Here is a 26,573-nt window from a genome sequence, read left to right on the forward strand (position 1 = left end):
TTTCACGCGCGAGGGCTAGCCAGCCAGAGGAGAGCCACCAACGGTGAGGCGTCACACCCGGCCACCGCGGTGGCTCTTCGCGTTCTTCGCCAACACCGTCCTCATCCGGGGCATCACGTTCGTCCTCCGCCCGACCGCGATCTACCGCGCCATCGAGCTCGACGTCCCCGCTGCGTGGCTCGGCGCGCTCGGCGCCAGTTTCGCCGTCGTCCCCCTCGTCCTCGCACTGCCCTCCGGGCAAGCCGCCGACCGGTACGGCGAACGGCGGGTCATGGTCGTCGGCGGTGTCCTCACCCTCGCCGCGGCACTCACGTTCGCGTTCGCCGGCGGCACCGTCGCCGGGCTCCTGGGCGCGTGCGCGCTGCTCGGCACCGGTCACCTCGGATGCATGGTGTCGCAGCAGGCGCTCGTCGCGAACCGCATCGAGCGCGCCGGCTACGACAAGGCGTTCGGCCGCTACACCTTCGCAGCGTCCACCGGGCAGGCCATCGGGCCGGGCCTCATCGTGCTGCTCGGCGGCGGGAGCACCATTCCCGACACCGCCGCCATCTTCGGGTGGACCACCGGCCTGAGCGTCCTCCCGCTCGCCACCGCGTTGCTGCTGCCCCGCACCGCAGCCGGGGCTGCGGTGGCCACCGCCGAAGCCGGCGGCGTTCGCGACCTCCTGCGACGCCCCGGACTCGTGCGTGCACTGACCATCAGCTGCCTGATCCTTGCTGCCGTCGACATCAGCCTCGTGTACCTGCCACTGCTCGGCACCGAAACCGGCATCAGCGCCGGCATCGTGGGCGCCCTCCTAGCGCTGCGCGCCGGCGCCTCTATGGTGTCGCGGTTCTTCCTCGGCCAGCTCGCAGAACGCTTGGGCCGCGGGCGACTCCTCACCGGCAGCATCGTGCTGTCCGCCCTCACCATGGCGCTGCTACCCACCCCGATGCCAGAGGCGGCCCTCGCCGTCGTGGTCGTCGTGCTCGGCCTCGGCCTCGGCGTCGGCCAGCCGCTCACCATGTCCTGGCTCGCCGAGGCCACTCCAGCAGGGCTCCGCGGTCGTGCCATGTCCCTGCGTCTGACCGGCAACCGTCTGGGACAGGTGCTCGTCCCATCCACCGCCGGGTTCGTCGCTGCCGGCGCCGGTGCAGCCGGAGTGCTCTGGTGCACCGCCCTCGCCCTCGGCGCCGCAGCCGTCGGTTCGCGCGACGTCTGGAAACGATGACGTCTGGCATGACTGCGTCAACTGGGCGACGCCCGGATCTGCACGACCTTTGTCACAGTGAGCGGCTTTGGTGAGGGTCTACCGAGCGAGTGACGGTGGACGCAGCGTCGGTGTGCGGGTCCGGGACGTGGCTTGTCCAAAGTGTCGACGAGCGGGTGCCGCGCGATCGGCATCCAGGGCGTCAGTCTTGAGGTTGTAGCCGGTGTCGGAGAGCCGCACCCGGGCCACACCCGACCCCATGCTCCTGAGTGTCGACGACCTCGATCGTCACGGACAACTGGTGGGATCCACCCCGATGATCACGCCAATCTTCATGTGGCTCATCAGCTCAACTCGTCCTCGCCTGGACACCGACAGAGTCGACGAGGTGGGAATCGCTGCTACGAGATGAGCACCCCCCGCTGGCGCCACTCCTCGTCGCGGTGGTCGACGGGAAGCAGTCCAGATGTGGGCCGCACCCGGGAACCGGGCGGGCGGCCGCAAGGAAAGCGTCCCGCAAACCTTGCGTCCGCCCAGTCCCGCGCCGCAGTCGGTTCGCTCGCGTACCGCTTCCGTGCCGATGTTGGACCGCCACACCCTCCCCTGATCGCCTTTCTCAATCCGCCATCAGCCAAGCAGCTGCATCGGCAGGCAGTTCACGCTCGGACTCGCCCCGAGTGCTGATCAGGACTGGCACGTCAATGAGCTTGATCGGCGCGCTGCCGAGGTTGACGACGCACTCGAAGCTCGCCCCCCGACGGAAGTGCAGGACGCTCTCGGGCGAGTCGATCCAGGTCAGGCCGGGGTCGCGGAGGTCGGAGATCCCACGTCGCAACGCCAGGAGTCGGCGATACAGGGTGAGCATGGACCCAGGCTCACCGTCCTGTGCATCAACGGAGAGCTCCGCCCACGCCGCCGGCTGCGGCAGCCACGGCGTGACGTCCGGCGGGGAGAACCCGAAGGGCTGCGTGCGGCCGGACCACGGGAGCGGGACGCGACAGCCGTCACGGCCACGGATCCTGCCGCCCGAGCGGTGGAAGACGGGGTCCTGGAGGACCTCCGCAGGCAGGTCCTCGACCTCTGGGAGGCCGAGCTCCTCGCCCTGGTACAGGTACGCACCGCCGGGGAGTGCGAGCGTGAGGAAGATGGCGGCTCGGGCGCGACGACGGCCGAGAGCCACGTCGCTGATCGCCCTGTCCTCCAGCTCGAGTGGTGCTCCTCCGACGTCTCGTCCGAAGCGCGTCAGGTGGCGGATCTCGTCGTGGCTGGACATCGCCCAGGTGGCCGGGGCGCCGACCAGGTCGAGCGCGTCCAGGGCGTCGTCGATCACGGTGCGCAGCTCGGCCGGGTCCCAGCTGGCGTGCACGTAGGGGAAGTTGAACGCCGTGTGCAGCTCGTCGGGTCGCAGGTACGCGGCGAGGCGCTCGGGACCGCTCACGACCGCCTCCGCCACGAAGACCTTGTCTGGGCCGTAGGTGTCGATGAGGGCTCGCCACCGGCGCATGACCTCGTGCAGGGTGTCGACGTCCCAGTGCGGGTTGTCGACCCATTCGGAGGACTGGAACTGCAGGTCGCGGGAGTACACCGCGTCCGGGAGGCCGGCCTTCTTGCCCATCGCAGGCGCCGCATCGACGCGGAAACCGTCCACGCCCAGGTCCAGCCAGAACCGCAGGATGTCGTCGAAGGCGAGCCTGACGTCCTCGGACTCCCAGTTCAGGTCGGGCTGCTCCGGAGCGAAGGTGTGCATGTAGTACTCCCCGGAGTCGTCCGACGAGCCGGGCACCCTCGTCCACGCCGAGCCGCGGAACGCGCTGATCCAGTTGTTGGGCGGCTCGTGACCTCCTTCGCCCTTACCGGGTCGGAAGATGTACCGATCGCGTTCGCGCGACCCGGGTGCCGATGCCAGCGCGGCGCGGAACCACGGGTGTTGGTTCGACGTGTGGTTCGCGACGAGGTCGATGAGGACCCGCAGACCGTGCCGGTGTGCCTCCTCGAGCAGCTGTCGCGCATCGTCGAGGGTGCCGTACAGCGGGTGGATGCCGGTGTAGTCCGAGACGTCGTACCCGCCGTCGGCCATCGGCGAGGGGTACCACGGCGCGATCCAGATGGCGTCGACCCCGAGGTCGCGCAGGTACGGCAGCCGGCTGGTGATCCCGGGCAGGTCTCCATGACCGTCGCCGTTGGCGTCGGTGAAGCTGCGTGGGTAGATCTCGTAGATGACGGCGGTGCGCCACCATGCGTCGTCGTGACGCGTGGACGTCGACATGACCGACCTTCCTCGTCGAGGCGGTAGGAGGAGCAGTGCGCGGAGGTGCGCGACTGCAGGGCGCGGGGCCCGGGAGAAGAGGACTCAGCCCTTGACGGCGCCGGCCAGCATGGCCTTGGAGAACTGCCGTTGGAAGACCAGGAACACGATGATCGTGGGCGCCATGATGATCAGCGACCCGGCGTTCAGGAGCACCACGTCGGTCGAGTACTGGCCCACGAAGTTGAGCAGAGCGCCGGCCATCGTGCGGTGCGACGGTTCGTCGATGAGCGTGATCGCCTGGAGGAAGTTGTTCCAGGTCCACAGGAACAGCAGGAGGCACATCGACGAGATGGCCGGGATGGCGAGCGGGATCTGGACGTAGCGGAATGACTTCCACGTGCTGGCACCGTCGATCGCCGTGGCCTCCGTGAGGTCCTTGGGGATGGACATGAAGTGCGCCCGCATCCAGAACACGGCGAACGGCATGAACCCGCCCACGAGAGCGAGGATGAGCCCGAGCCGGGAGTTCAGCAGGCCGTAGTCCCTCATCTGGTAGTAGAGGGGGACGATCGTCGCCTCCTGGGGAAGGGTCAGCCCGAAGAGGAGGAGGACGAAGAAGACGTTCCCGCCAGGAACCTTCAGCTGCCCGAGGGCGTACCCGGCCATCGTCGCGAACAGCGCCGCCAGCGGAACCACACCGGCCACCAGGATGAGGCTCGAGACGAGCAGAGGGGTGATGTCGGCGACCTTCCACGCGTCGGCGAAGTTGTGCCACTGCGGGTCGCTGGGCCAGCTGATGCCGGACGGCACGGAGCCCTGCGGCTGGAGGGCCGCGGAGAGCATGGAGACGAGGGGGAAGATGCAGAACAGCATCGTCACGACGAGCAGGAGGACGCCGGGAAATCTCTCGCGCACCGATCGCATGGGTCACACCTCCCTGAAGAACCGCTGGATGGGCAGGATGACGGCCAGGATGAGGACCGTGAGCACGATGCCGACGGCGCTGGCCAGTCCGACGCGTGACTCCGTGAAGCCGAGCTGGTAGATCAGGACCCCGGGAACCATGGTCGAGCTGCCGGGCCCGCCCTGCGTCGACATGAGGACGATGTCGAAGCTGGCGAGAGCGGCGATGATCGTGATCGTGACGCACACCCCGATCTCGTGACGCAGTCCGGGGAGCGTCACCGATCGGAAGGTGTTGAAGAAGCCGGCGCCGTCGAGGCGGGCTGCCTCGTAGATCGATCCGTCGATCTTGCCCATCCCGGAGATCAGGAGGATGGTGCAGAACCCCAGTCCGAGCCAGCTGCCGATGACACCGACCGAGGGCAGCGCCCAGGTGAAGTCACCGAGCCAGGCTCGCGTGAGGCTCTCGAGGCCGATCGCACGCAGGAGCTGGTTGACGGCGCCGTTGGAGGAGAACATCCACACCCACGCGATCGCTGCGGCCGCCCCCGGGATGATCTGGGGCAGGAAGAGCAGTGTGCGCGCCGTGGTGACGAGCCCGCGGAGCTTGAGCTCCTGCAGCAGTGCCGCGATCAGCAGGCCACCTGTGACGGGGATCAGGGTGAAGAAGATGATGAGGAAGAACGAGTGCCCGATGGTCCCCAGCAGCTCCGGCTCGGTGAGCACGCGGCGGTAGTTCTCGATCCCCACGAACTCCGAGGCCGTGATGCCGTCCCAGTCGTAGAACGAGTACTGGAAGGCGGTCACGATCGGGCGCAGGACGAACACCACGTACATGACCAGCGCAGGAAGGGCGAAGAGCCATCCGCTCCAGCTGGTGGTCCGCCGGGATCGAGGCCGGGCGCGCCCGCCCACGGGCCCGCCCACGGCCTCACCCACGCGTGCGGTGCCGAGGATGCTGCTCACTGGAGCTGTTCCTCGTACGCGCCCTGGATGTTGGCGAGGTAGTCGGCCGGGCTGACCCGACCCGCCAGGAGCTCCTGCGTCTGCGACAGCCAGTCGGCGTTGATGCCGCTCGTGGCGTTCTGCACGAACTGCACCTGACCGTCCGCCTCCACGAGCTGGGTGAAGGCGTCCTGCACCTCGGCCTTGAGCGAGCCCGGCTCCGTCTCGGGGGTGTCGCCGACGCCGCTCGGGCCGGCTCCCGTGTCGACGACGATCTGGCGCGCCTCGGGCGAGAGCAGGAAGTTCAAGAACGCCGCCGCGGCGTCCTTCTGGTCGGACTGCGCGGGGATGCCGAAGTTCGAGACCGGGTCGGACATGCCGAGCGGCGAACCCGAGTCACCGACGGGTGCGAGGACGAATCCGACCTTGTCACCCATCTGGTCCTGCAGGGCAGAGGCGTCCCAGCTGCCGGAGAAGAAGTACAGGGACTCGCCCTCGACGAAGCGTCCGAGCGCCACCGTGCCGTCGGTCCCGTTGGCGTCGTCGTTGAAGTAGCCGTCGTCGACCCAGCCCTTGACGATCTCGACCGCCTCGAGCGCCTCCGGGGTGTCGACGGTGGCGTCGGGGACGTTGAACACCCAGTCGTTGATCGGCTGCTTGCCGACCGTGTTGTTCATCATCATCTGGACCGCGAAGGTCGCGCCGCCGGTCTGGTTGCCGGACATGATGGGCGTGACACCCGCGTCCTTGGCGGCGGCCATGGTCGACTCGAGCTCCTCGAGCGTCGTCGGGGGCTCGACGCCGAGCTCGGCGGCCACGTCCTTGTTGTAGTAGATGCCCGTCAGCACGAACCCGCTCGCGACCGTGTACTGAGAGCCGGACCCGCGGACGCCCTCGTCGTCGACGCGATACATCGCGAGCTGCCCCTCGGGAAGCTCGTTCCAGCCGTACGCCTCCGCGTAGGGGTCGAGGTTGGTGAGCTGGTTGTTGCCAACGATGTCGGACAGCGCATTGATGCGAGCGACGTCTGGCGGGTCGTCAGAGGCCAGCACGCGGGGTGCGTTCTGGGCCTGCACGTCGTCGGGGTCGAACCTGGTCTTGACGGTGATGTTGGGGTACTGCTCTGTGAAGGCCTCGATGAGGGCGTCGTCGATGGCCTTCAGACCGGCACCGTCGTAGAGCGTGATCTCCACCTCCTCGTCGCCGACCTCGGTGCTGATGGCGTCGGGGTCGACGGTCGTGTCGGCCTCGCCGGCGCCCCCGCTGCCCGGCGACGAGCACGCCGCGAGCATCGAGGCGGCAACCAGCGCGGCAGCACCCGGGACGAGGCGGTGACGAGTCCCGCGGATCCAACGGTGAGCAGCGGTCATGAGTTCCCTCCAAGGACGAGAGCTTCCGAGGCATTTCGGAAACGTTTCCGTGAACCATGTCACACGCCTGAAAGGGGTGTCAACGGTCCGATCCGGTCGACATCCGGATGGCCCGTGACCCCGGACCCGTGTTCCAGGAGGTCGGCCAGAGCGCCACTGTGAGCGGCGAAAGTCACGGTCACGGGCGTGGCTGTGGTGCGGCGAACCGCTGCCTGACTAGAGTGAGACCTATGGCCGCCCCTGACGCCGACGACGGCGCCTCCCGCTCTCGCCGCTCACCTCGCCGTAAAGAGTCGGAAGCGGTTCCGACATTCGGCTCCACGCACGTGAACATGGAGGACATCGCGCGCGCCGCGGGCGTGTCCATGGCGACGACCTCGCGAGCGCTCAACGGTGCCTACGGCGTCTCGGAGAAGACCCGGGCGCGGGTCCTGCAGGTCGCGGCCGAGCTGTCCTACGTCGTGTCCCCAGCTGCGTCGGCGCTGTCCGGTGGGTCGACCGGCAGGGTCGCGGTGGTCGTCCCCCACCTGTCGCGGTGGTTCTTCGGGGAGATGCTGAACGGCATCGAGTCGGTCCTCCGGCAGGCCAACCTCGACCTCATGCTCTACCACGTCGGAGACGCGGAGAACCGGCGCTCGTTCTTCCACGACCTGCCCGCGCGCCGCAAGGTGGACGCCGTCCTGGTGGTCGGCATCCCGGTCAACCCCGAGGAACAGGAACGACTCGCGCTCATGGGCGTGGGCATCGTGGCGGCCGGCGGTCAGTCGGCCCCGTACCCGTTGGTCAGCATCGACGACCACAAGGCCGGCTGGCAGGCGATGAACCACCTGCTCCACCTTGGTCACCGCCGGATCGCCATGATCGACGCGATCGACCCCCACGCGGTGGTGTGGCCGATCGACGGCCGTGCCCTTGCCTACACCGAGGCGCTGAGGTCCGTCGGTGTCGAACCGGACCCGGAGCTCCTGATCCGGTCACCGTGGGGCGCCGACGAGGGGGCACAGGCCATGGCCGAGCTGTTGACCCTGCGTGAGCTCCCGACGGCGGTCTTCGTGCACTCCGACGAGATCGCCTTCGGCGCCCTGCGAGCCATCCGGCAGGCTGGCCTCCGTGTTCCCGAGGACATCTCGGTCATCGGCATCGACGACCACCCTCTCTCCGCGCAGGTCGGGTTGACGTCGGTTCGGCAAGAAGTGTTCGAGCAGGGTCAGCACGCGGGCCGGCTTGTCCTCGGCGTGCTTGGCCACGCGGATGGCTCCCACTCCTCGATCATCGTGCCGACCCGGTTAGTGCCCCGTGGCAGCACCACGCGCCTGACTGACCCCGACTAGCGCTGAAAACGCTAGCCCGGTCACGTGAGGCTGTGCCACCTCCCTGCTGACCCGGACCGTGCCGAACGCGGATCCGCCCGCATCGAAGTCCTCGTCATTGAGTGTCGTCATACTCGACACTCCCCCGGAGCCGCCAGCGGCCTCAGCGCCGCCCTCGCTACCAGTACGGCGGAGAACTGTGTGGAGGGCCCCAGGGCGCGGCGGCGGTGACCTTGCGAGCAACTCCCCCGGCCTCAGCCGCGCGCCCTGGTCCAACGACATTCGCCGCCTGGCGGCGCGTGGCCGACCTATCGCTTCTCCGTGCAGCGTTTCTAGGGCACGACCTCGGACACCAGTGCGGGGCTCCCGCGCCGCCGCCGCCGCCGCACATGAGGTGGTTCTCGACCGCGTCCTCGCTCGAACGGACCACATCCGCCGCACGTGCGCCGCTGGTCGTAGGGCCACCTGGACCGCTGTCCCGATGACCGCCCCGCGGATGCTTGTTTCAGTGACGGCAGGGTCGAATCTGGCGAGGCTCAGTCCAGGTGTCTGGGCCGTCGCCTCCAATTCGGCTGCCCACGCTGGTCGTGTGGCTCTCACTGGGTGTGTCCCTATTGGCAACGCCAGTTGCCGGGTCTGCCGATGATCGTGCGAAGGACTTGCGCAGCGCCGACACATCGACGCAGATTCAGATGTCACCTATCCGTGCAGAAGTCCCCTCGGCCAATGAGAAGTGCTCGAAGGCGGGCAGCACGTGCAGGCGCACCTGGTCGCGGTAGTTCTGCTTGGTGTTCTCGGCGAGCGTTTGGGCCTCGAGCTGGGCCAGCCACGCGTCGACGAGATCCCCGAAGCTGCTCTGTGGCGTCAGCAACGAGGCGGCGCCGAAGCGAGGTCGGTTGAGCAGTCGCTCCTTGAGGATTTTGGTCGCCTGCGCCCGGCTTCGTGCTGAGATCCGGACCTGGCGTAGACGTCCGTCGTCGTCGCGCACGCGGGTCTCGGCGATCACGCGGTCACCGTTGCGGCGGGTGGTGATGGTGCCGTACGCCCCGACCGGGGTGCGAGGTCGGCCCATCAGCGCCGACCTGGGTAGTGGTGCTGGTCGTCCTCGCTCTCGAGGCGCGACAGCCAGGCGTCGATCTCACGCTTCCGGAACCGCAGCTCGCGCCCGAGCCGGAAGCCGCGGGGACCGCGGCCTTGGCTGCGCAGGTCGTAGATCGTCTGCGCGGTGACGTGCAGCTGCGTGCACAGCTCGGACAGGGACAGGACGTCGTCACCGAGGGACGGCGTCGTGGACTTGTCGGTGGTGTCTCGAGTCGTCTCGGAAATCATGCTCCTCAGGTGTCCGAGGGCCACCGAGACCGAGCGAGAACGAACGCGTCCTCGCGACGCGACGAGATCCAAAGTGCGGAGTAAATACTGAGGGGCCATGCCTGCCTCCCTTGTCGGGATGGCGGGCACGGCCCTGACCAGCGGTTTTGGTGGAGCTGAGGGGATTCGAACCCCTGACCTTCTCATTGCGAACGAGACGCGCTACCAACTGCGCCACAGCCCCAAGCGTTCGAGAGGAACGCGGGATGAAAGATACACGAGCCGCCCGAGGGCGTCCCAATCGACCCGGTCGATCAGGCGCCGGAGGCCCGGCGCCGCTCCTCGGACTCCCGCGCGGAGCGGGCGGACTCCTCCGCGGAGCGGGCGAGGGCGGAGTCCTCGTCGCTGCGACCGCTCGACCACACGCCGGTGGAGTCGAGGTCGATGGTGGAGACCGTGCGGCGCTGCGCGGCGGGCTTGCTGACGTAGGTCGGGAGCGTCGTGGGGACCATCTCCCAGCCGCCCACGACCGGGATCTCACCGGTGGTCACGGCGGGCGCCTCGGCGGCGGCGACCGCCTCGCGCTCGGCCGTGGCCGGCGTGGCGACCTCGACCACGGCGACCACCGGGTCGCCGGTCGCCTCGGTCTCGTCGGTGCCGTGCTCGGCCGGGATGACCGGTGCGGGTCGCGACGGGACGCCGACCTCGATCGCCGATCGGGTGGAGCGTCGGGCCCGCTCACGGCGCACCGAGACCCGGCAGGCGACCAGCCAGGCCACCAGCAGGCCGCCGGGGACGGCGGTCCACGGCCAGGCGACGACGGAGGCGACCGCGAGGCCGACGACGACGGCGTTGGCGAGCAGCAGGACGCCGAGGACGTTGCGGCGGCGCTTCGCGGCACGACGCGCGGCGGCACGCTCGGCCTGCGGGGACGGCGTACGACGGGCGGGGGCGGTGACCGGGGTGGCCACGGGCTCGACCACCGGCTCGACGGCCGCGCGGGCCTTGGTCTCGACCGGCGGGCGGAGGGCGGCCTTGATCGGTGCGACGACGAGGCGGGCGTTGCGACGGTCGACCGGCTCCCGGCGCGCGAGCACGCGCATGGTGTGGGAGAACTTCTCGACCGAGCGACTGCGGACGACCTCGTCGTGGTGCTTGAGGGCCTTGGGGATCAGGTAGACGGCCCACGCGACGGCAAGGGCCACGAAGATCAGCGCGCTCAGGTCCACGCACGAAGCCTAGGAGCGCGGAGCGCGACCGGGGCGGATGTCAAGTGGTGTGTCGCAGATCTACTGGTGTGACTGGTGTGTCGCCAGCCTCACCTCGACGCCCGCAGGGGCCTCCTCGCGGGTGACCGCGAAGATCCGGTGGTCGCGCCAGTCGCCGTCGATGTGCAGGAAGCGCGGCGCGAAGCCGACCTCCATCAGGCCGAGCTTCTCCACCACCCGCAGCGAGCTGGAGTTCTCCGGACGGACACAGATCTCCACGCGGTGCAGCCCGACCGGGCCGAGGCAGTGGTCGATCACCATCGCGACGGCCCGAGGTGCGATGCCGCGACCGGCCACGTCGGCGCTGACCCAGTAGCCGATCGAGCCCCACTGGGCGGAGCCGCGCGCGACGTTGCTGACCGTGACCTGGCCGACGAAGCGGCCGCCGACCTCGATCACGAAGGGCAGGCAGCGCCCCTGCGCGGCCTGGTGCAGCAGGGACCGCACCACCACGCGGTAGGACGAGGGGCGCGGCTCCGCGCCCGGCGGCACCGTCGCGTCCCACGGGCTGAGCCACTCGTGGTTGCGGGTGCGCACCTCCTGCCAGGCGCGGGCGTCGCCGCGACGCAGCGCGCGCACGACGACGCCGTGGGACTCCAGACGAGCGGGCCAGCCAGGTGCGGTCATCGTGCTCTCAGTCGCCTCGAGTCGTCCGGGAACGGGTGGTGTCAGTGGTCGCTGCCGACGACCTGCTCGACCGCGTGGCGCACCACCGGGTCGAGCACGCCGAGGCCGTCCTTCACGCCTCCGCGCGAGCCGGGCAGGTTGACCACGAGGCAGTCGCCGACGATGCCGGCGACGCCCCGCGACAGCATGGCGCTCGGCACCCCCTGCGCGACACCCGCCGCGCGGATCGCCTCGGCGATCCCGGGGACCTCGCGGTCCAGCAGCGGCCGGGTCGCCTCGGGCGTGCGGTCGGTCGGGGTGAGTCCGGTGCCGCCGGTGGTCAGCACGACCCGGGCGCCGCCGGCCACGGCCGCCGCGACGGCCTCGCGCACCGGGTCGCCGTCGGGCACCACGGCGGGCTCCTCGCACGCGAAGCCGCGCTCGCGCAGCCACGCGACGATCAGCGGGCCGGTCTCGTCGGCGTAGACACCCGACGCCGCGCGGTTGGAGGCCACCACCACGGCGGCGCGCAGGCTCACCGGCTCCATGGCCCGGACTTCCCGCCGGTCTTGGTCTCGACCCGGACGTCGGTGATGACGGCCGCCTTGTCGACGGCCTTGACCATGTCGACCACGGTGAGCGCGGCGACCGAGACGGCGGTCAGCGCCTCCATCTCGACGCCGGTGCGGTCCGTGGTGCGGACCGTGGCGGTGATGTCGACCGAGGTGTCGGTGACGGCGAGGTCGACCTCGACGCCGGAGACGGCGAGCGGGTGGCACAGCGGGATCAGCGACGGGGTCTGCTTGGCGCCCATGATCCCGGCGATCCGGGCGACCGCGAGCGCGTCGCCCTTCGGCACGCCCTCGCCGCGCAGCAGGCCGATGACGGCCGCGCTGACCAGGACCCGGCCGGACGCCGACGCCGTACGCGCGGTGACGGCCTTGTCGCCCACGTCGACCATCCGCGCGGCCCCCGTCTCGTCGACGTGGGTGAGCCGGTCCTGCTCGGCCGGGCTGGGGCTGGGCATCAGAACTCCTCGTCGAGGCGGCGGACCTGCACCATCTCACCGGCCGTCACCGACGTCACGTCGGCCGGCACCTCGATGAGGCAGTTGGCGGTGGCGAGGTCGCCGATCAGGTGGGAGCCGTGGCCGCCGACCGGTGAGACGAACGCCCCGCCGCGGTCGGTGTCGTAGAGCCCGCGGACCAGCTGGACCTTGCCCTCCGGCGAGGAGATGCCGTGGGTGAGCCGGGCGCGCGCGGTCGGGCGGACGTAGGGCAGCTTGCCCATCATCCGGCGGATCGCCGGGAGCACGAACATCTCGAAGGAGACGTAGGACGACACCGGGTTGCCGGGCAGGGTGAAGACCGGGGTGTCGTCGTCGCCGATCGTCCCGAAGCCCTGGGGCTTGCCGGGCTGCATGCCGACGCCGCCGAACCACATCGAGCCGTGGTGCGACAGCGACTCCTTCACCACGTCGAAGTCGCCCTCGCTGACGCCGCCGCTGGTGACGACGAGGTCGGCGCGGACCAGCTGGTCGCTGAGCGCCTCGGTGAACGCGTGGCTCTCGTCGGGGACGATGCCGACGCGGTAGGCGATGGCGCCGGCGGCGCGGGCGGCCGCGGCGAGCAGGTAGGAGTTGCCGTCGTAGATCGAGTCGCGACCCAGCGGGGTGCCGGGGTCGCGCAGCTCGGAGCCGGTGGAGATCACCACGACCCGCGGGCGGGGGCGGGTGCGGACGGTCGAGCGGCCGACCGCGGCCAGCATGCCGAGGTGGCGCGGGCCGAGGACGGTGCCCTCCTCGAGCAGCATGTCGCCCTCGGAGATGTCGTCACCGGTCGGGCGGATGTGCTGGCCGGGGGCCGCGGGCCGGTCGATGCGGACCGACGCGACGCCGCGGTCGGTCCACTCGTAGGGGACGACGGTGGTGGCGCCGGCGGGCACGGGCGCGCCGGTCATGATCTTCACCGCGGTGCCGGGCGACAGCGCGAGGATCGAGGACTGTCCGGCGCCGATCTCGCCCACCACCGGCAGCACCACCGGGGCGTCCGCCGTCGCGGAGGCGACGTCGTCGGCGACCACGGCGTAGCCGTCCATCGAGGAGTTGTCGAAGCTCGGCAGCGAGATGGGCGCGACGACGTCCTCGGCGAGCGCGAGGCCGAGCGCCTCCATCAACGGCTGCGGGAAGGCCGGCAGCGGCGCGACGGTGGCGAGGATCCGCTCGACGTAGTCGGCGACCGGCAGCAGGTCAGGCATCGGCGTCCCGGTCGTCGAGGACGGTGCCGCCCTCGATCCGCTGGGCCGACGAGGAGCGCAGCGCGACCTCGCCCACGACGCGTACGCCCTTGCCGAAGGTCCAGTCGCCCTTCACCGTCAGCGCACCGGCCTCGCGCAGCGACGGCGCGCCCTCCGGGAAGCGCTTGTCGAAGTCGCCGACGAGCTTGTAGAAGTCGCCGTCGAGCTGGACGAACGGCACGCCGTCGGAGGCCTGGTCGAGCACGAAGTCCTTGCCGAGGTCGTAGACGTCGGAGCGCAGCACCAGCAGGTCGTCGGTCGTCTTGACCGGGACGAAGCGGTCGCGGCCGACCTCGATGGTGCGCGCTCCCTCGAAGACCTCGATCGCCGCGCCCATCGCGGTCTCGACCTGGATCACCTCGGGGGTCGAGGGGTCGCTCGGGTCGAGGTGCTTGACGTTGCGGATCAGCGGCAGGCCGAGGATGCCGCCGCGCGCGTCGAGCGCATCGACCATCGCCTGCACGTCGAACCACAGGTTGTTGGTCGAGGTGAAGACGTGGCGGTCGAGGTCGGCCAGCGCCTCCTTGTCGGCGTCGAGGGTCTGCGCGGACTCCCGCAGCACGATCCGGCCGTCGGCCTTGCGCCGGGCGAAGTGGCCGCCCTTGCGGTCCGACGGCGTGCGGCGGACCGCCTCGATCGCGAACGGCGCCCCGCTCTGGGCGAACCAGCCGGCGACCTTGGCGTCGGGCACGGCGCCGAGGTTGTCGGAGTTGGAGACGAAGACGTAGCGGTAGCCGGCGTCGAGCAGCCGGGCCAGCAGCCCGGTGCCGCGCAGGGCGGTGTAGATGTCGCCGTGGCCGGGCGGGCACCACTCGAGGTCGGGGTTCTTCGGGTACGCCGCGGGCATCAGGTCGGCGGCGAGGAGCTTGGGCTCCTTGTTCTGCAGGAACTCCAGCGGCAGGCCGTCGACGGCGAGGTCGTCGTAGCGCGCGAGCGCCTCCATGGTGTCGGCGGAGGTGCGGAAGGAGTTCATGAACAGCAACGGCAGCGTCGCGTCGTACTCCTTGCGCAGGTGCAGCACCTGGCGGGCGATGATGTCGAGGAAGCTCAGGCCGCGGCGCACGCACAGCAGCGACTTGGCGCGCTCCATGCCCATCGAGGTGCCGAGCCCGCCGTTGAGCTTGATCACCGCGGTGTGGCGGATCGCCTCGGCGGCCACGTCCTCGGGGACGTCGACGTCGGCGAGAGACTCCATGTCGAGGGGGTCGATGGTGTCCTCGGCGATCATGCCGGTCTCGCCGTGCTCGAGGAGCCGGTAGTAGTGCGCGAACGTGTCGATCGCGACCTCGTCGACCCCGGCCTGGCGCATCTTCTCGCGTGCGAGGTCCAGCCCGTGTGCGGTGCCCTTGCTTGCCATGCTTCGATCGTAGGCTGCTGCCGTGGGCACGTCAGCGGGCGGGGACAGGTCGATCGCGAAGACGGCGCTGCGCGACCAGGTCCTGACGGCGCGACGACGTCGTCCGCTGGCCGCCGCCGCGGCGCACGCGGAGGCCCTCGCCCGGGTCGCGCTGGCGTGGGAGCCGGTCCGCCGCGCGGGCACCGTCGCGGCGTACGTCTCGGTCGGCAGCGAGCCCGGCACCGGCCTGCTGCTCGACGCGCTCGAGGCCGCCGGCAAGCGGGTGCTGCTGCCGGTGGTGCTGCCCGGGCTCGACCTCGACTGGGCGGCGTACGCCGGACGCGACTCGCTCGCCCCCGCGGTGCGGGGGCTGCTCGAGCCCACCGGTCCGCGGCTCGGTCGCGACGCGATCGCGCAGGCCGACGTCCTGCTCGTGCCGGGCACCGCCGTCTCCTCCTCCGGCGCGCGGCTCGGCCAGGGCGGTGGCTGCTACGACCGCGCGCTCCCCCGCGTCCCGGCCGGCACCCCCGTCGCCGTGGTGCTCTTCGACGACGAGGTCGGACTCGACGTGCCGGCCGACCCGCACGACGTGCGCGTCGGGTTCGCGCTGACGTCGCGCGGGGTCGTCGCCCTCCGGGTCTGACGGACCAAGTCCCCCCGGTGGTCGAGGAGGGACGCAGTCCCGTCACGAGACCAAGGCCCGCACGACCGGGTCTCGCGACGGGCGCAGGGCGCCCTCCTCGACCAGCGGTGGCGGGTCAGTCGGCGGCGGGCGTGAGGACCAGCCGGTCCTCGGTGGCCGCGTCGACGGCGTCGCGGGAGTACGCCCAGGGCAGGGTGCGGCCGTCGACCCAGAGCTCGGTCTGGTCGGAGTAGTGCGAGGACGCCGGGTGGCCGGAGACGCCGGTCAGGTTGATCCAGCGCGAGTCGTCGAAGTCGGCGAGCGAGACGACCATCCGCATCGACGGCGCCGCGGTGACCTCGTAGCCCTCGACGGCGTTCCACGAGGTGGCGTCGACGATCGACGACCCGCCGCCGACCTCCCACCCGTCGCGGTTGAACAGCCGCTCGACGAGCCCGACGCCCGACTCGCCCAGGGTCGCGTTGTGGAGGTCCATGTGGTGGAGCCGGCCCCACTCCCACAGCCGCACGTCGCGCGACTGGCGCCGGGTGAGCTCGTCGCGCGCCTCGACCATCGCCGCGCGCAGCACGTCGTCGCGGGTCTCGACCTCGTCGGTGTCGACGTCGTCCCACCACGGCCCGGCCGGCTCGCGGAGCATCCGGCTGACGACGAGGAACCACCGGTCGCCGCCGTCGGGCCAGGTGCGCTGGCGCAGGTCGTCGTGGAAGGTCCGCTCGAGCAGGGTGCGCCACACGACGTTGAAGTACGCCGCGGGCGCGCTGTCGGCCGGCGAGGTGAAGTCCCAGTCGCGCAGCAGGTCCTGGGCGTTGCGGTAGTAGCCGAAGGGCAGCTCGATGTCGAGCAGGTAGGGCACCAGGGTCTCGGCCATCGGGTTCGTGGTGTCGAGCTGGAGCGCGGACATCTCGGAGACCGACAGCTCGCCCTCCTCGAGCAGCGCGTCGCGGATCCGGGTCGAGCGGTAGCCGTAGTCCCAGTCCTCGGTGAGCAGGTAGGGGTAGTCCTCGTCGATGACCGCCTGGTTGGCGGTGGCGATGAAGCCCTCCTCCGGGTCGAGCACGCTCGGCAGCCCGTCGAACGGGACGTACTCCCCCGTCCAGTCGTTGGCGCTGACCCAGCCCTCGACCGGCATCGTGCCGTCGTTGCCGGCCGGACGGATCGGGACCCGGCCGGGCGCCTGGTAGCCGATGTGGCCCTCGCGGTCGGCGTAGACGAGGTTCTGCGCGGGCACCGAGAAGTCGGCGGCCGCGGCGCGGAACTCGTCCCAGTTCGACGCGCGGTTGAGCTCGAGGATCGCGTCGGCGGTGGGGGCGGGCTCGAGCGCGGTCCACGCCAGCGCCACGGCGTAGCCGCTGCCGCGCTCGCCGGGCTCGTCGGTGGGCGCGTTGGCGCCGACGGTGGCGAACTCCGACGACACGTCGCTGATCAGCGGGCCGTGCACCGACTCGCGGACCCGCAGCTCGACGTCGGCCGCGCCGCGCACCTCGATGGTCTCGGTGCGGACGTCGAGCGGCTCGGACTCGCCGTCGCGGACGTAGGCGTCGTCGCCGTCGGTCTGCTCGAGGAACAGGTCGGTCACGTCGGGGCCGAGGTTGGTGAAGCCCCAGGCGATGTCGGCGTTGTGGCCGATGATCACGCCGGGGACGCCGGAGAAGGTGAACCCGGCGGCGTCGAGGGTGCAGTCCGGGCCGGTCTCGCGGCAGTGCAGGCCCATCTGCATCCAGATGCCGGGCTGGCTGGTGCCGAGGTGGGGGTCGTTGGCGAGCAGCGGCATGCCGGTGGCGCTGTGGTCGCCGTCGACGACCCACGAGTTGCTGCCGATGCCGCGGCCGGAGCCGAGCAGCGCGGGCATCGCGTCGACGCGCTGCTGCACGCGCTCGAGCGCCTCGACGACGCGCGGCGGGTACGCCGGTCGGCGCGGGTTGCGGGTCGCGTTGCCGCTGGCGTTCTGCTCGAAGACGCCGTCGACGACGCCGCCGCCGGACACGATCGGCGGGTGCTCGTCGAAGGGGTAGGCCGGCCAGAGCGAGTCGATCTCGGCCGGGGTGTGGTCGAGGGAGAGCAGCACCCGGTCGACCTCGGCGTCCATGTTGCCGCGCAAGTCCCACGCCATCGCCTTGAGCCAGGCCAGCGAGTCGACCGGCTCCCACTCCTCGGGGGTGTAGTCGAGGCCGCTGAGCCCGAGCACGGCGTACTCGGCCGACAGCTCGGACGGGCTGCGCTCGGCGAGGTAGGCGTTGACGCCCTCGGCGTAGGCCGTGAGCGCGTCGCGCGTCGCGGGGGCGAGCAGCGCCCACTCCCGCTCGGCCACCCGCCGCCAGCCCATCGTGCGGATGAACCGGTCGGTCTCGAGGGTGTCCTCGCCGAACAGCTCGGACAGCCGGCCGGCCGTGACGTGGCGCCGGAAGTCCATCTCGAAGAACCGCTCCTGGGCGTGGACGTAGCCCTGGGCGCGCATCAGGTCGGCGTCGGTGTCGGCGTAGAGCTGCGGGATGCCGTGGGCGTCGCGGAGCACCTCGACGTCGGCGCCGAGGCCCGGCACCTCGACCTCGCCCGTGGTCTGCGGCAGCGGACGGCGTACGACGACGAGCGCGGTCGCCGCGAGGGCGAGCAGCACCACGACGAGGCCGAGGGCGGTCCACGCGGTCCAGCGCACGGCCCGAGGCGCGCGGCGGAACGCCTGCCAGCGCGACCGCCGGCCGGGGTCGTCGGCGGCGGGAGTCGGGTCGGGGGCGGGGGTGGGTGCCTGCTCGCTCATCGTCCTGCCCATTGTGCCGTACCATTGGCAGTCGAAGGGCCAGAGTGCCAGCGCGTCGCGCCGGCCCTGCCCGATCGCCGAAGCACCCCCCGCGGGACTCCCGCCGGACTGACCTGAGGACCACGATGCCGACCTACCAGTACGCCTGCACCGAGTGCGGCCACTCCTTCGAGCAGTTCCAGAGCTTCAGCGAGGACGCGCTCACCGTCTGCCCGGAGTGCGACGGCAGGCTCCGCAAGCTCTTCAACGCGGTCGGCGTCGTCTTCAAGGGCTCGGGCTTCTACCGCACCGACAGCCGGTCGGCCTCGTCCTCCACCACGCCGGCCGCCTCCGGCGGGTCCTCGTCCGACTCGTCGTCCTCGAGCTCCTCCTCCTCGAGCGGCTCCTCCTCGACCTCCTCGTCCGGCTCGTCGTCCAGCTCCTCCAGCACGTCGTCCTCGTCGGCCGACTGACCCCGCTCCCTGTGGAGGAGCCCGGCGCGCGCCGGGCGATCCGGCCTACCGTCGCCGGATGCTCCCGGGACTCCCGCCGGCCCGCCGCCGGCTGCGCGCCGTACGCCACCAGCTCCGCAGGCGCCGACGCCTGATCGCCGCCGGCCTGGCCGCCGGTGCCGCCGCTGCTGCGCTGCACGCGCTCGCGCCGCCGCCCGACCCGAGCGTGGAGGTGCTGGTCGCCGCCCGGGACCTGCCGGCGGCACGACGCTCGCGCCGGACGACCTCGTCGTGCGTTCCCCGAGGCGCTCGTCCCGGCGGGGGCCGCGCGGGCCGGTGCCGGTCGGGTCCTGGCCGCGCCGCTGGCGTCGGGCGAGGTGCTGACCGAGGCGCGGGTCGTCGGTCCCGGCCTCGCGCGTGCCCAGCCGGGCGAGACGGTGCTGCCCGTGCGGCTCCCCGACCCGGGCATGGCCGCGCTGCTGCGCCCCGGCGACGAGGTCGACCTGGTGGCCACCGATCCCGGCACCGGCGAGACGCGCGTGGTCGCGCGCGACGTCCGGGTGCTCAGCGGCACCGCCGACGTCCCCGAGGCCCCGACCGGCCAGGGCGGCGCACTGGTGGTCGTCGGGGTGTCGGCCGCGGAGGCCGTCGACGTCACGTCCGCCGCGCTGGCACAGTTCCTCACGGTCTCCTGGAGCCGCTAGCGTGCTCCCGTCGGGCTCGCACCGGGCCGTCGGCGCTCTGGCACGAGAGGGAGACACAGCATGACCGGCTTCAAGAACTTCATCCTCCGCGGCAACCTGGTCGAGCTGGCCGTCGCGGTCATCATCGGCACGTCGTTCGCCGCGGTCGTCACGGCCTTCACCGGGATGCTGCTGTCGGCCGTCAGCAAGGTCACCGACGGCAAGGACCCGGACTTCGACAACTTCGCCCCCGGCGACGTCCTGGTCGGCCCGTTCCTCACCGCGCTGATCGCGTTCCTGATCCTCGCCGCGGTCGTCTACTTCTTCGTGGTCGTGCCCTACACCAAGGCCAAGGACCGCTTCTTCCCCGCCGAGCCCGCCGGCACCCCCGCCGACGTCGCGCTGCTCGAGGAGATCCGCGACCTGCTCAAGGCGCAGAACGGCACCACCCCGACCGCCTGACCGCGCCCCACGTCGTACGCACGAAGCGGCCCGCGCCCGTTGGGGTGCGGGCCGCTCGCGTTCCCGCCCGTCCCGCCCATCCCGGGGTAGTCCGTGTCAGGAAGCGCCACTCGAGGTGGGACGGCCGAAGGGGTCCCCCGTCAGCCGTGGTGCGGCGGGACCTGCTCGCGATACCAGTCGTCGCCCTTGCCCGAGGCGCCCGACGAGCCCGACGACGGCGCCCGGTCGTCGCTGGTCTGCTCGGGCAGGACCTCGCCGAAGACGGCCGCGAGGCGGCGCCGGCGCTTCCACTCCGGCTCGGGCGCACGCCCGCCGTCGCCGGCGGTCGGGGCGTCCTCGTCGGCAGGGGTCACGCACACACCCCGTAGATCCGGTCCTCCGGTGCCGTGGTCTCGACGGGCGTCTCGGGGGTGGGGGTCTCCGACGCGGTCTCGCTCGGGGTCTCGGACGGCGTCTCGCTCGGCGTCTCGCTCGGGGTCTCGGACGGCGTCTCGGACGGGGTCTCGGACGCTCCGGCCGACGGGGACGGCGACTCGGACTCGCCCGCCGGCGGCGCCGCGCTCACGGACGTGCCCTTCAGCAGGCTCGCCGGGATCTCCTCGTCCGCCTTGATGAGCTTCCAGATCTCCGTGGCCTCGGGCTTCCAGTAGACCTTGCCGAAGAAGTCCGTGTCCCGCGAGAAGTAGGCCGTCGGGAGGGTGACGAACCGGACCTTGTCCAGGCCGATGTTCTGCAGCTGCATCGCGACCTTGCCGAGCCGGGTGACGGAGTCGAACTCGGTGTCGGTGGTCAGGCCCTTGGTGGCGGCGTCGAGGAACTTCACGACCTTGTCGAGCCGGGTGAGCGTCCCTGCCGACTTGACCTGCCGGACCAGCGCGCCGATGAACTCCTGCTGGCGGCGGATGCGGGAGATGTCGTTCTGCTGGATCACCTCGCCGACGTAGCGCGCCCGCACGTAGTCCAGCGCCTCGTCGCCGGTCAGGGTCGACGGGTCGCCCTTCGGCACGAAGATCTGGTGCTCGCGGTCCACGATGTCCTCGGGCACGCACACGTCGACGCCACCGACGGCGTCGACCATGTTGCCGAAGCTGCCGAAGTCGATGCCGATGAAATGGTCGACGTAGATGCCGGTGTTCTGCTCGAACTGGTCGATCGTGCACGCCGGGCCGCCCTCGGTGTAGGCGGCGTTCCACATCACGTCGGTCGCGGCCGGGACGTCACCGCACTCGGGCCGGTCGACGATCGAGTCGCGCGGGATCGAGACGGCGTACGCCCGGGAGCGGTCGCCGGACAGGTGCACGAGGATGGTGGTGTCGGAGCGCTCGCCGGCGACGTTGTCGACGTCGCATCCCTCGCAGTCGCGGGAGTCCGAGCCCATCACCAGGATGTTGAGCGCCTCGCCGTTGCCGGTGAACACCTTCTCCGGCCGGTCGCCGCCGAGGTCGCTGATGTCGATGCTCTCGATGTTGCCGTTGAGGTGCCGGACGAAGTAGACCGTGCCGAGTCCGGTCACGAGCGCGAGCACGACGGCGCTGATCAGGATGACCCGTCCGACGGTGTGCTTGCGGGCCGCCTTGCCCCGGCGCTTGGGCGCGGAGTCGGTCGACTCCGGGCGCGACTCATCGGACACGGGGCTCACCTTGATGCTCGAGTGACAGGACTGACCGCACCCGAACCTACTTCACGAAGGCAACTCCGACCCCCTCCACGGCGCGGCGGACCACCCGCGAGTCAGCCGCGACGCCCCTCCAGCAGCCCGATGAACTCGTCGGCCATCGCGAGCTGGCGCACCAGTCGTTCGCGCCGCTCGCGGGCGTCCTCGGCGACGGCGCCGAGACGCTCGCGCGCGGCTTCGCGGTCGGCGGCGGGGACGGAGGGCGCGTCCAGCAGCTCGATGTCGGCCATCGCCGCCTTCATCTCCTCGATGCTGAAGCCGAGCGGCTTCATCCGGCGGATGACGAGGATCTTGGCGACGTCGTCCTCGGTGTAGAGGCGGAAGCCGCCGTCGGTGCGACCCGAGGGACGGAGCAGGCCGACCTCCTCCCAGTGGCGCAGGCTGCGCAGGGACAGCTCGGTGCGCGCGGCGACCTCGCCGATGTGCATCGTCGCCTGCTCCGTCATGCGCTGCTCCTCGATTCCAACCCTACCCTCACGTAAGGGTAGGGTTCTGCCACGTGCCTGCTGCCGCCCCATCGTCCCTGACGCCCGCGCCCGACGACACGTCGGTGCGCGCGGCGCTCCGCTCGCCCGCCCGCCTGCGCACCGAGGTGCTGGCCGGCCTCGTGGTGGCGCTCGCGCTCATCCCGGAGGCGATCTCGTTCTCGATCATCGCCGGCGTGGACCCCCGGGTCGGGCTGTTCGCGTCGTTCACGATGGCGGTCGCGATCGCGTTCCTCGGCGGACGCCCGGCGATGATCTCGGCGGCGACCGGAGCGGTCGCGCTGGTCGTGGCACCGGTCGTGCGCGACCACGGCCTCGACTTCCTGATCGCCACCGTGCTGCTCGGCGGAGCGATCCAGGTCGTGCTGGGCCTGCTCGGCGTGGCCCGGCTGATGCGGTTCGTCCCGCGCCAGGTGATGGTCGGCTTCGTCAACGCGCTGGCGATCCTGATCTTCCTCGCCCAGCTGCCGCACCTCGTCGACGTGCCCTGGGCGGTCTACCCGATGGTGGCCGTCGGCATCGCGATCATCGTCGGTCTCCCCCGCCTCACCACCGCCGTGCCCTCGCCGCTGGTCGCGATCGTCGTGCTCACGGCGTACGCCCTCGCCACCGGGACAGGCGTGCCCGACGTCGGCGACGAGGGCCGCCTGCCCGACAGCCTGCCGACCCTCGGGCTGCCGGACGTGCCGTGGACGCTCGAGACCCTGCAGATCATCGCGCCCTACGCCGTCGCGATGGCGCTCGTCGGCCTGCTCGAGTCCCTGCTGACCGCCAAGCTCGTCGACGACATCACCGACACGCCCTCCGACAAGACGCGCGAGGCCTGGGGCCAGGGCGGCGCCAACCTCGTCACCGGCCTCTTCGGCGGCATGGGCGGCTGCGCGATGATCGGCCAGACGATGATCAACGTGAAGGCGTCCGGGGCCCGGACCCGCCTGTCCACGTTCCTCGCGGGCGTCTTCCTGCTCGTGCTCGTCGTCGGCTTCGGCGACGTGGTCGCCCTCATCCCGATGGCCGCGCTGGTCGCGGTGATGGTGATGGTCTCGGTCGGCACGTTCGACTGGCACTCGGTCCGGCCGGCCACGCTGCGCCGGATGCCGCGCTCCGAGACGACGGTCATGCTCGCCACCGTCGTGGTCACGGTGGCGACCCACAACCTCGCGATCGGCGTCGGCGTCGGTGTGCTGACCGCGATGACCCTCTTCGCGCGCCGCGTCGCGCACCTGACCGCGGTGCGCCGCGAGCTCGTCGAGGACGCAGACGGGTCGGCGACCGCGGTCTACCGCGTCACGGGCGAGCTGTTCTTCGCCTCCAGCAACGACCTCTACACGCAGTTCGACTACGCCCACGACCCCGAGCGGGTGGCGATCGACCTGTCCGCGGCGCACGTGTGGGACGCCTCGACGGTCGCCGCGCTCGACGCGATCACGACGAAGTACGCCCGCCGCGGCACGCACGTGGAGATCACCGGGCTCGACGCCGCCAGCGCCGAGCGGCACCAGCGGCTCTCCGGCTCCCTGTCGCCGCACTGACGCACGCCGCGCGCGGCCCTCGTGGCAGGATGCTCCCCGCCGTGCGCGCACGGCACCCGCCCCAGTAGCTCAGTGGATAGAGCAGCCGCCTCCTAAGCGAAAGGTCGCAAGTTCGACTCTTGCCTGGGGCACCAGACCAGACCAGCCGGACCTGTCACCCGTGATCGGGCGCGGCGTCCGAACGTGCCATTTCGGCCACCTCGCTCGTTGTCCCGCCGTAGGTTCCTCACGACAGGCGGGCGGCACGCGCGGACGCGCGGCGGAGAAGGGGGCGGGGTGCGGATCTCGGTCTGGGTCTGGTTGGTGCCCAGCGCGCTGTTCGTCGTGGTGACCTGCCTCGGCAGCATCCTGCTCGAGCCGTCGGCCCTCCCGGCACGGGTTGTCGGCGCCACGCTCGGCGTGACGCTGGCGGCGGCCGTCGTCGCCGCGGTCGGCGAGCGGTCCGGGCGCCGCGGTGCGCAGTCGCTGGTCCTGCTGCTGCTCCTGACGTCCGCCGCGCTCGTCCACGGCTTCGACCGCGCCGCGATCGGGTCCTCTCTGCTGCTCACCGGCATGCCGGCCGGGTGGACCGCCTTCGAGCGCGGCGCCCGCGGCGCGGTCGCCGGGGTGACGGGGATCTGGGCGGTCGCGGTCACGCCCCACCTCACCGGGCAGGGGGCGGCGCACGACTCGTCCCAGCGCTGGGACGACGTCCTCGTCGGCATCGGCCTGACCTCGATGGTCCTGCTCACCTGGTACGCCGGTCGCGTCCTGCGCCAGGCGCAGTCCGACCTCGTCGCGAGGACGCGGAGCCTGGCTCGCGAGGCCGCCACCACCCGCGCGATCTTCGACTCCGTCGACGCGGCGCTCGCGGTCTTCCTCCCCGACGGCCACCTGCTCGCCAACGGTCCGGCCGCCGACCTCGGGCACGGGCTGCGGGCGCTGCCCGCGCCGACGCGACAGCACGCCGCGGCCTCGGCGTACGAGGTGGTCGACGCCGACGGCGTCACCGCGACCGCCCCCGCCGCGCAGGCGGTGCTGCGCGCACAGCGCGGCGAGGAGTTCTCCGGCCTCGTCCAGTGGACCGGGCCACGCGAGGACCGACGCGCCCTGGTGTGCAGCGCACGCCGGATCCACCTGGGCGACTGCGACGGCGACGGCGGCGGGACCGTCTTCGTCGCCTGGGACGCCACGGACACCCTCGACACCGCCCGGATGCGCGACGAGTTCCTCGGCACCCTCACCCACGAGCTCCGCACCCCGCTGACCGCCATCGTCGGCTACCTCGACCTGCACGACGAGCTGGAGCACACCGACCGCCCGGCGGCCCGCACCTACCTGTCGGGCGTGCGCCGCAACGTGCGCGCGCTCGCCGACCACATCGAGGACCTGCTGGTCACGGCCCGGCCGGCCGAGCTCGCGACCGGCCTCGTCGACGTCGCCGAGATCGCGGAGGACGTCCTGGCGTCGTCCGTCGAGCGCGCGCACGCGTCCGGGCTCGCCCTCACCCTCGACACCCCGACGTCGGTCCCGGCGGTCGCGAGCGACGCCGCGCTGCGCCAGGTCCTGCACCACCTCGTCGACAACGCGCTGACCTACACCGAGTCCGGCTCCGTGGCGGTCGAGGTCGCGCCGACGTGCCGGCTCCACGGCGGCCCGGCGCCGACCGGCTTCTCCATCACGGTCACCGACACCGGGATCGGGATGACCGAGCACGAGCTCGGCCGGGTCTTCGACCGGTTCTACCGCACCGAGGAGGCCGTGCGCCGCGTCCTGCCCGGCCTCGGCATGGGCCTGGCGGTGACCAGGCAGCTGGTCGCCGCGCACGGCGGGACGATCACGGCGCGGAGCACCCCCGGCGTCGGGTCGCGGTTCCACGTCACGATCCCGCCACGCGGCGCGTAGGACCGCCTCAGTCGACGACGGAGAACGTGATCCCGGCCGCCTGCAGGCGGTCGAGCAGGGCGTCGCCCATCGCGACCGCCGGCGTCACCTGCCCCGAGGTCTCGGGGTTGTCGTCGAGGGCCAGGCACAGGGCGGCCTCGGCGAGCATCTTCGCGGTCTCGGTGTAGCCCGGGTCGCCGCCGGCGACCCGGGTGCGGACCGTCCGACCGCCCGCCTCGCCCACGAAGTCGACGGTGAACCAGGACTTGTCGCGACGCGACGCGTCCGGCCCCGACCCCTGCGGCACCTTGCCCTTGAGGAAGTCGCGCACCGGCCGGACCTGGGCGGCCAGCGACAGCGCGCCGACGCCGACGACCCCGCCCGCGGCGTACCGCAGGGTCTTGGTCCCAGCCCAGTGCGAGTACCGGAAGCGGGGGCCGTACGCCTCGAGCGCGGCGCCGCTGCGGGCCACCACGACCGGGTCGATCGTCGGCAGCGGGAGCAGCCAGTAGCCCAGCACCGGGTCGCGGTGCGGGCGGCCCCCGACCGAGCGCGACGAGCGACCGTCGTCCGGCCGGCCCTCGGCGCGCCGGCGCGCGGCGTAGGTCCGCTTCATGTCCCGGGCGCGGGCGAACTGGTCGAGCGCGGAGTGGAACGTGCCGCCGGAGAAGGTGCCGGCGGAGCGGACCACGCCGCGCAGGGTGATCGGCTGGTCGGACGGGAGCTGCCGGACGGTGAAGTAGGCCCCGAGGTCGTGCGGCACCGAGTCGAAGCCGCAGGCGTGGACCAGCCGGGCGCCGGTGCGCTCGGCGGTGCGGTGGTGCTCGAGGTACATCCGGTCGACGAACTCCGGCTCGCCGGTGAGGTCGAGGTAGTCGGTGCCGGCCTCGGCGCACGCCGCGACCAGCGGGGCGCCGTGCTGGAGGTAGGGCCCGACCGTGGTGACCACGACGCGCGCGCGGCGGGCGACGTCGGCGAGCGCGGCGTCGTCGGTGGAGTCGGCGACCAGCACCTCGACGTCGACCCCGAGCCGCTCGCGGACGGCCGCGAGCTTGTCGGCGTTGCGTCCGGCGATCGCCCAGCGCAGTCCCTCGGGCGCGTGGGCGGCGAGGTAGTCGGCGGTGAGGCCGCCGGTGAACCCGGTGGCGCCGAACACCACGACGTCGAAGGGGCGGTCCGGGTTGCGGGGCGCGCTCATCGCGCCATCGTGCCACGCGGAACCCGGCCCTCCGCCGCCCCGTCCCACCCGTGCAAGCAGCACCGGCG

The 26,573-nt window shown here is 71.7% G+C and carries 25 protein-coding genes and 2 tRNA genes; 9 read left to right on the top strand and 18 right to left on the bottom strand.

Features of this window, described 5'->3' with window-relative positions; genetic code table 11:
* The first annotated feature begins 43 nt into the window (after positions 1-43).
* The gene (locus LN652_RS09940; RefSeq protein ID WP_230444503.1) at positions 44-1,210 is read left to right on the top strand and encodes an MFS transporter; all 1,167 of its coding nucleotides are present in this window, start codon (positions 44-46) and stop codon (positions 1,208-1,210) included.
* A gap of 595 nt (positions 1,211-1,805) precedes the next feature.
* On the opposite strand, the gene LN652_RS09945 is transcribed toward LN652_RS09940, so the two are convergent.
* The 4 genes from LN652_RS09945 to LN652_RS09960 form a co-directional block, all read right to left on the bottom strand.
* The gene (locus LN652_RS09945) at positions 1,806-3,455 is read right to left on the bottom strand and encodes a glycoside hydrolase family 13 protein (RefSeq protein ID WP_230444504.1); all 1,650 of its coding nucleotides are present in this window, start codon (positions 3,453-3,455) and stop codon (positions 1,806-1,808) included.
* Positions 3,456-3,539: 84 nt separating this feature from the next.
* The gene (locus LN652_RS09950; protein WP_230444505.1) at positions 3,540-4,361 is read right to left on the bottom strand and encodes a carbohydrate ABC transporter permease; all 822 of its coding nucleotides are present in this window, start codon (positions 4,359-4,361) and stop codon (positions 3,540-3,542) included.
* A 3-nt stretch (positions 4,362-4,364) separates the two neighbouring features.
* Positions 4,365-5,306, bottom strand: a complete 942-nt coding sequence (locus LN652_RS09955; RefSeq protein WP_230444506.1) for a carbohydrate ABC transporter permease — start codon at positions 5,304-5,306, stop codon at positions 4,365-4,367.
* The gene (locus tag LN652_RS09960) at positions 5,303-6,655 is read right to left on the bottom strand and encodes an ABC transporter substrate-binding protein (protein WP_230444507.1); all 1,353 of its coding nucleotides are present in this window, start codon (positions 6,653-6,655) and stop codon (positions 5,303-5,305) included. The genes LN652_RS09955 and LN652_RS09960 overlap by 4 nt, the downstream gene beginning before the upstream one ends.
* A gap of 128 nt (positions 6,656-6,783) precedes the next feature.
* On the opposite strand from LN652_RS09960, the gene LN652_RS09965 reads away from it, so the two are divergent.
* Complete coding sequence (locus LN652_RS09965; RefSeq protein ID WP_230444508.1) at positions 6,784-7,986, top strand: LacI family DNA-binding transcriptional regulator; 1,203 nt, start codon at positions 6,784-6,786, stop codon at positions 7,984-7,986.
* A 667-nt stretch (positions 7,987-8,653) separates the two neighbouring features.
* Here LN652_RS09965 and LN652_RS09970 read toward each other — a convergent pair.
* The 9 genes from LN652_RS09970 to LN652_RS10010 all read right to left on the bottom strand — a co-directional run bounded on the left by LN652_RS09970 (position 8,654) and on the right by LN652_RS10010 (position 14,799).
* The gene (locus tag LN652_RS09970; protein WP_230444509.1) at positions 8,654-8,971 is read right to left on the bottom strand and encodes a tyrosine-type recombinase/integrase; all 318 of its coding nucleotides are present in this window, start codon (positions 8,969-8,971) and stop codon (positions 8,654-8,656) included.
* A 65-nt stretch (positions 8,972-9,036) separates the two neighbouring features.
* Entirely contained in the window at positions 9,037-9,294 is a 258-nt protein-coding gene (locus LN652_RS09975) for a helix-turn-helix transcriptional regulator (RefSeq protein ID WP_230444510.1), read from the bottom strand.
* Between the two features lie 147 nt (positions 9,295-9,441).
* A tRNA-Ala gene (locus tag LN652_RS09980) sits at positions 9,442-9,517 on the bottom strand.
* Positions 9,518-9,587: 70 nt separating this feature from the next.
* On the bottom strand, positions 9,588-10,502 hold the full coding sequence (gene sepX / locus LN652_RS09985; protein WP_230444511.1) for a divisome protein SepX/GlpR: 915 nt from the start codon (positions 10,500-10,502) through the stop codon (positions 9,588-9,590).
* A 60-nt stretch (positions 10,503-10,562) separates the two neighbouring features.
* Complete coding sequence (locus LN652_RS09990; protein ID WP_230444512.1) at positions 10,563-11,168, bottom strand: GNAT family N-acetyltransferase; 606 nt, start codon at positions 11,166-11,168, stop codon at positions 10,563-10,565.
* A 41-nt stretch (positions 11,169-11,209) separates the two neighbouring features.
* On the bottom strand, positions 11,210-11,695 hold the full coding sequence (locus LN652_RS09995; RefSeq protein ID WP_230444513.1) for a MogA/MoaB family molybdenum cofactor biosynthesis protein: 486 nt from the start codon (positions 11,693-11,695) through the stop codon (positions 11,210-11,212).
* Entirely contained in the window at positions 11,683-12,174 is a 492-nt protein-coding gene (gene moaC / locus LN652_RS10000; RefSeq protein ID WP_230444514.1) for a cyclic pyranopterin monophosphate synthase MoaC, read from the bottom strand. Before moaC ends, LN652_RS09995 begins: the two co-directional genes overlap by 13 nt.
* Positions 12,174-13,403, bottom strand: coding sequence for a molybdotransferase-like divisome protein Glp (gene glp, locus LN652_RS10005; RefSeq protein ID WP_230444515.1), 1,230 nt, complete (start codon positions 13,401-13,403; stop codon positions 12,174-12,176). The genes moaC and glp overlap by 1 nt, the downstream gene beginning before the upstream one ends.
* On the bottom strand, positions 13,396-14,799 hold the full coding sequence (locus LN652_RS10010; RefSeq protein ID WP_230444516.1) for a UTP--glucose-1-phosphate uridylyltransferase: 1,404 nt from the start codon (positions 14,797-14,799) through the stop codon (positions 13,396-13,398). The genes glp and LN652_RS10010 overlap by 8 nt, the downstream gene beginning before the upstream one ends.
* 22 nt (positions 14,800-14,821) lie before the next feature.
* Here LN652_RS10010 and LN652_RS10015 point away from each other — a divergent pair, with 22 nt between their 5' ends.
* The gene (locus tag LN652_RS10015) at positions 14,822-15,421 is read left to right on the top strand and encodes a 5-formyltetrahydrofolate cyclo-ligase (protein WP_230444517.1); all 600 of its coding nucleotides are present in this window, start codon (positions 14,822-14,824) and stop codon (positions 15,419-15,421) included.
* Positions 15,422-15,536: 115 nt separating this feature from the next.
* Here the strand turns inward: LN652_RS10015 and LN652_RS10020 are convergent, their stop codons facing one another.
* Positions 15,537-18,176: a penicillin acylase family protein gene (locus LN652_RS10020; protein WP_230444518.1), complete on the bottom strand. Its 2,640-nt coding sequence runs from the start codon at positions 18,174-18,176 to the stop codon at positions 15,537-15,539.
* Between the two features lie 125 nt (positions 18,177-18,301).
* On the opposite strand from LN652_RS10020, the gene LN652_RS10025 reads away from it, so the two are divergent.
* From LN652_RS10025 to LN652_RS10035, 3 genes are all read left to right on the top strand, one after another.
* Positions 18,302-18,628, top strand: coding sequence for an FmdB family zinc ribbon protein (locus LN652_RS10025; RefSeq protein ID WP_230444519.1), 327 nt, complete (start codon positions 18,302-18,304; stop codon positions 18,626-18,628).
* 155 nt (positions 18,629-18,783) lie between these two features.
* Positions 18,784-19,311 carry a CpaB family protein gene (locus tag LN652_RS10030; protein WP_230444520.1) on the top strand — a complete coding sequence of 176 codons (528 nt, stop codon included), beginning with the start codon at positions 18,784-18,786 and terminating at the stop codon, positions 19,309-19,311.
* Positions 19,312-19,371: 60 nt separating this feature from the next.
* Positions 19,372-19,752 (top strand): MscL family protein, encoded by a 381-nt coding sequence (locus LN652_RS10035; RefSeq protein WP_230444521.1) that lies wholly within the window; start codon positions 19,372-19,374, stop codon positions 19,750-19,752.
* Positions 19,753-19,892: 140 nt separating this feature from the next.
* Here the strand turns inward: LN652_RS10035 and LN652_RS10040 are convergent, their stop codons facing one another.
* The 3 genes from LN652_RS10040 to LN652_RS10050 form a co-directional block, all read right to left on the bottom strand.
* Positions 19,893-20,105: a hypothetical protein gene (locus LN652_RS10040; protein WP_230444522.1), complete on the bottom strand. Its 213-nt coding sequence runs from the start codon at positions 20,103-20,105 to the stop codon at positions 19,893-19,895.
* Positions 20,102-21,382 carry an LCP family protein gene (locus LN652_RS10045; RefSeq protein WP_230444523.1) on the bottom strand — a complete coding sequence of 427 codons (1,281 nt, stop codon included), beginning with the start codon at positions 21,380-21,382 and terminating at the stop codon, positions 20,102-20,104. Before LN652_RS10045 ends, LN652_RS10040 begins: the two co-directional genes overlap by 4 nt.
* A gap of 101 nt (positions 21,383-21,483) precedes the next feature.
* Complete coding sequence (locus tag LN652_RS10050) at positions 21,484-21,873, bottom strand: MerR family transcriptional regulator (protein ID WP_230444524.1); 390 nt, start codon at positions 21,871-21,873, stop codon at positions 21,484-21,486.
* 53 nt (positions 21,874-21,926) lie between these two features.
* Between LN652_RS10050 and LN652_RS10055 the strand changes: the two genes are divergently transcribed.
* The 3 genes from LN652_RS10055 to LN652_RS10065 all read left to right on the top strand — a co-directional run bounded on the left by LN652_RS10055 (position 21,927) and on the right by LN652_RS10065 (position 25,328).
* A complete protein-coding gene (locus LN652_RS10055) occupies positions 21,927-23,444 on the top strand; it encodes a SulP family inorganic anion transporter (protein ID WP_230444525.1) in 1,518 nt (505 codons plus the stop codon).
* A 58-nt stretch (positions 23,445-23,502) separates the two neighbouring features.
* Positions 23,503-23,578, top strand: a tRNA-Arg gene (locus LN652_RS10060).
* Positions 23,579-23,720: 142 nt separating this feature from the next.
* Positions 23,721-25,328 carry a sensor histidine kinase gene (locus LN652_RS10065; protein WP_230444526.1) on the top strand — a complete coding sequence of 536 codons (1,608 nt, stop codon included), beginning with the start codon at positions 23,721-23,723 and terminating at the stop codon, positions 25,326-25,328.
* A 7-nt stretch (positions 25,329-25,335) separates the two neighbouring features.
* Here the strand turns inward: LN652_RS10065 and LN652_RS10070 are convergent, their stop codons facing one another.
* Positions 25,336-26,505, bottom strand: coding sequence for a saccharopine dehydrogenase family protein (locus tag LN652_RS10070; protein ID WP_230444527.1), 1,170 nt, complete (start codon positions 26,503-26,505; stop codon positions 25,336-25,338).
* Positions 26,506-26,573: the final 68 nt, after the last annotated feature.

Origin of the sequence: Nocardioides okcheonensis, assembly GCF_020991065.1 — a bacterium.
Lineage (GTDB): Bacteria > Actinomycetota > Actinomycetes > Propionibacteriales > Nocardioidaceae > Nocardioides > Nocardioides okcheonensis.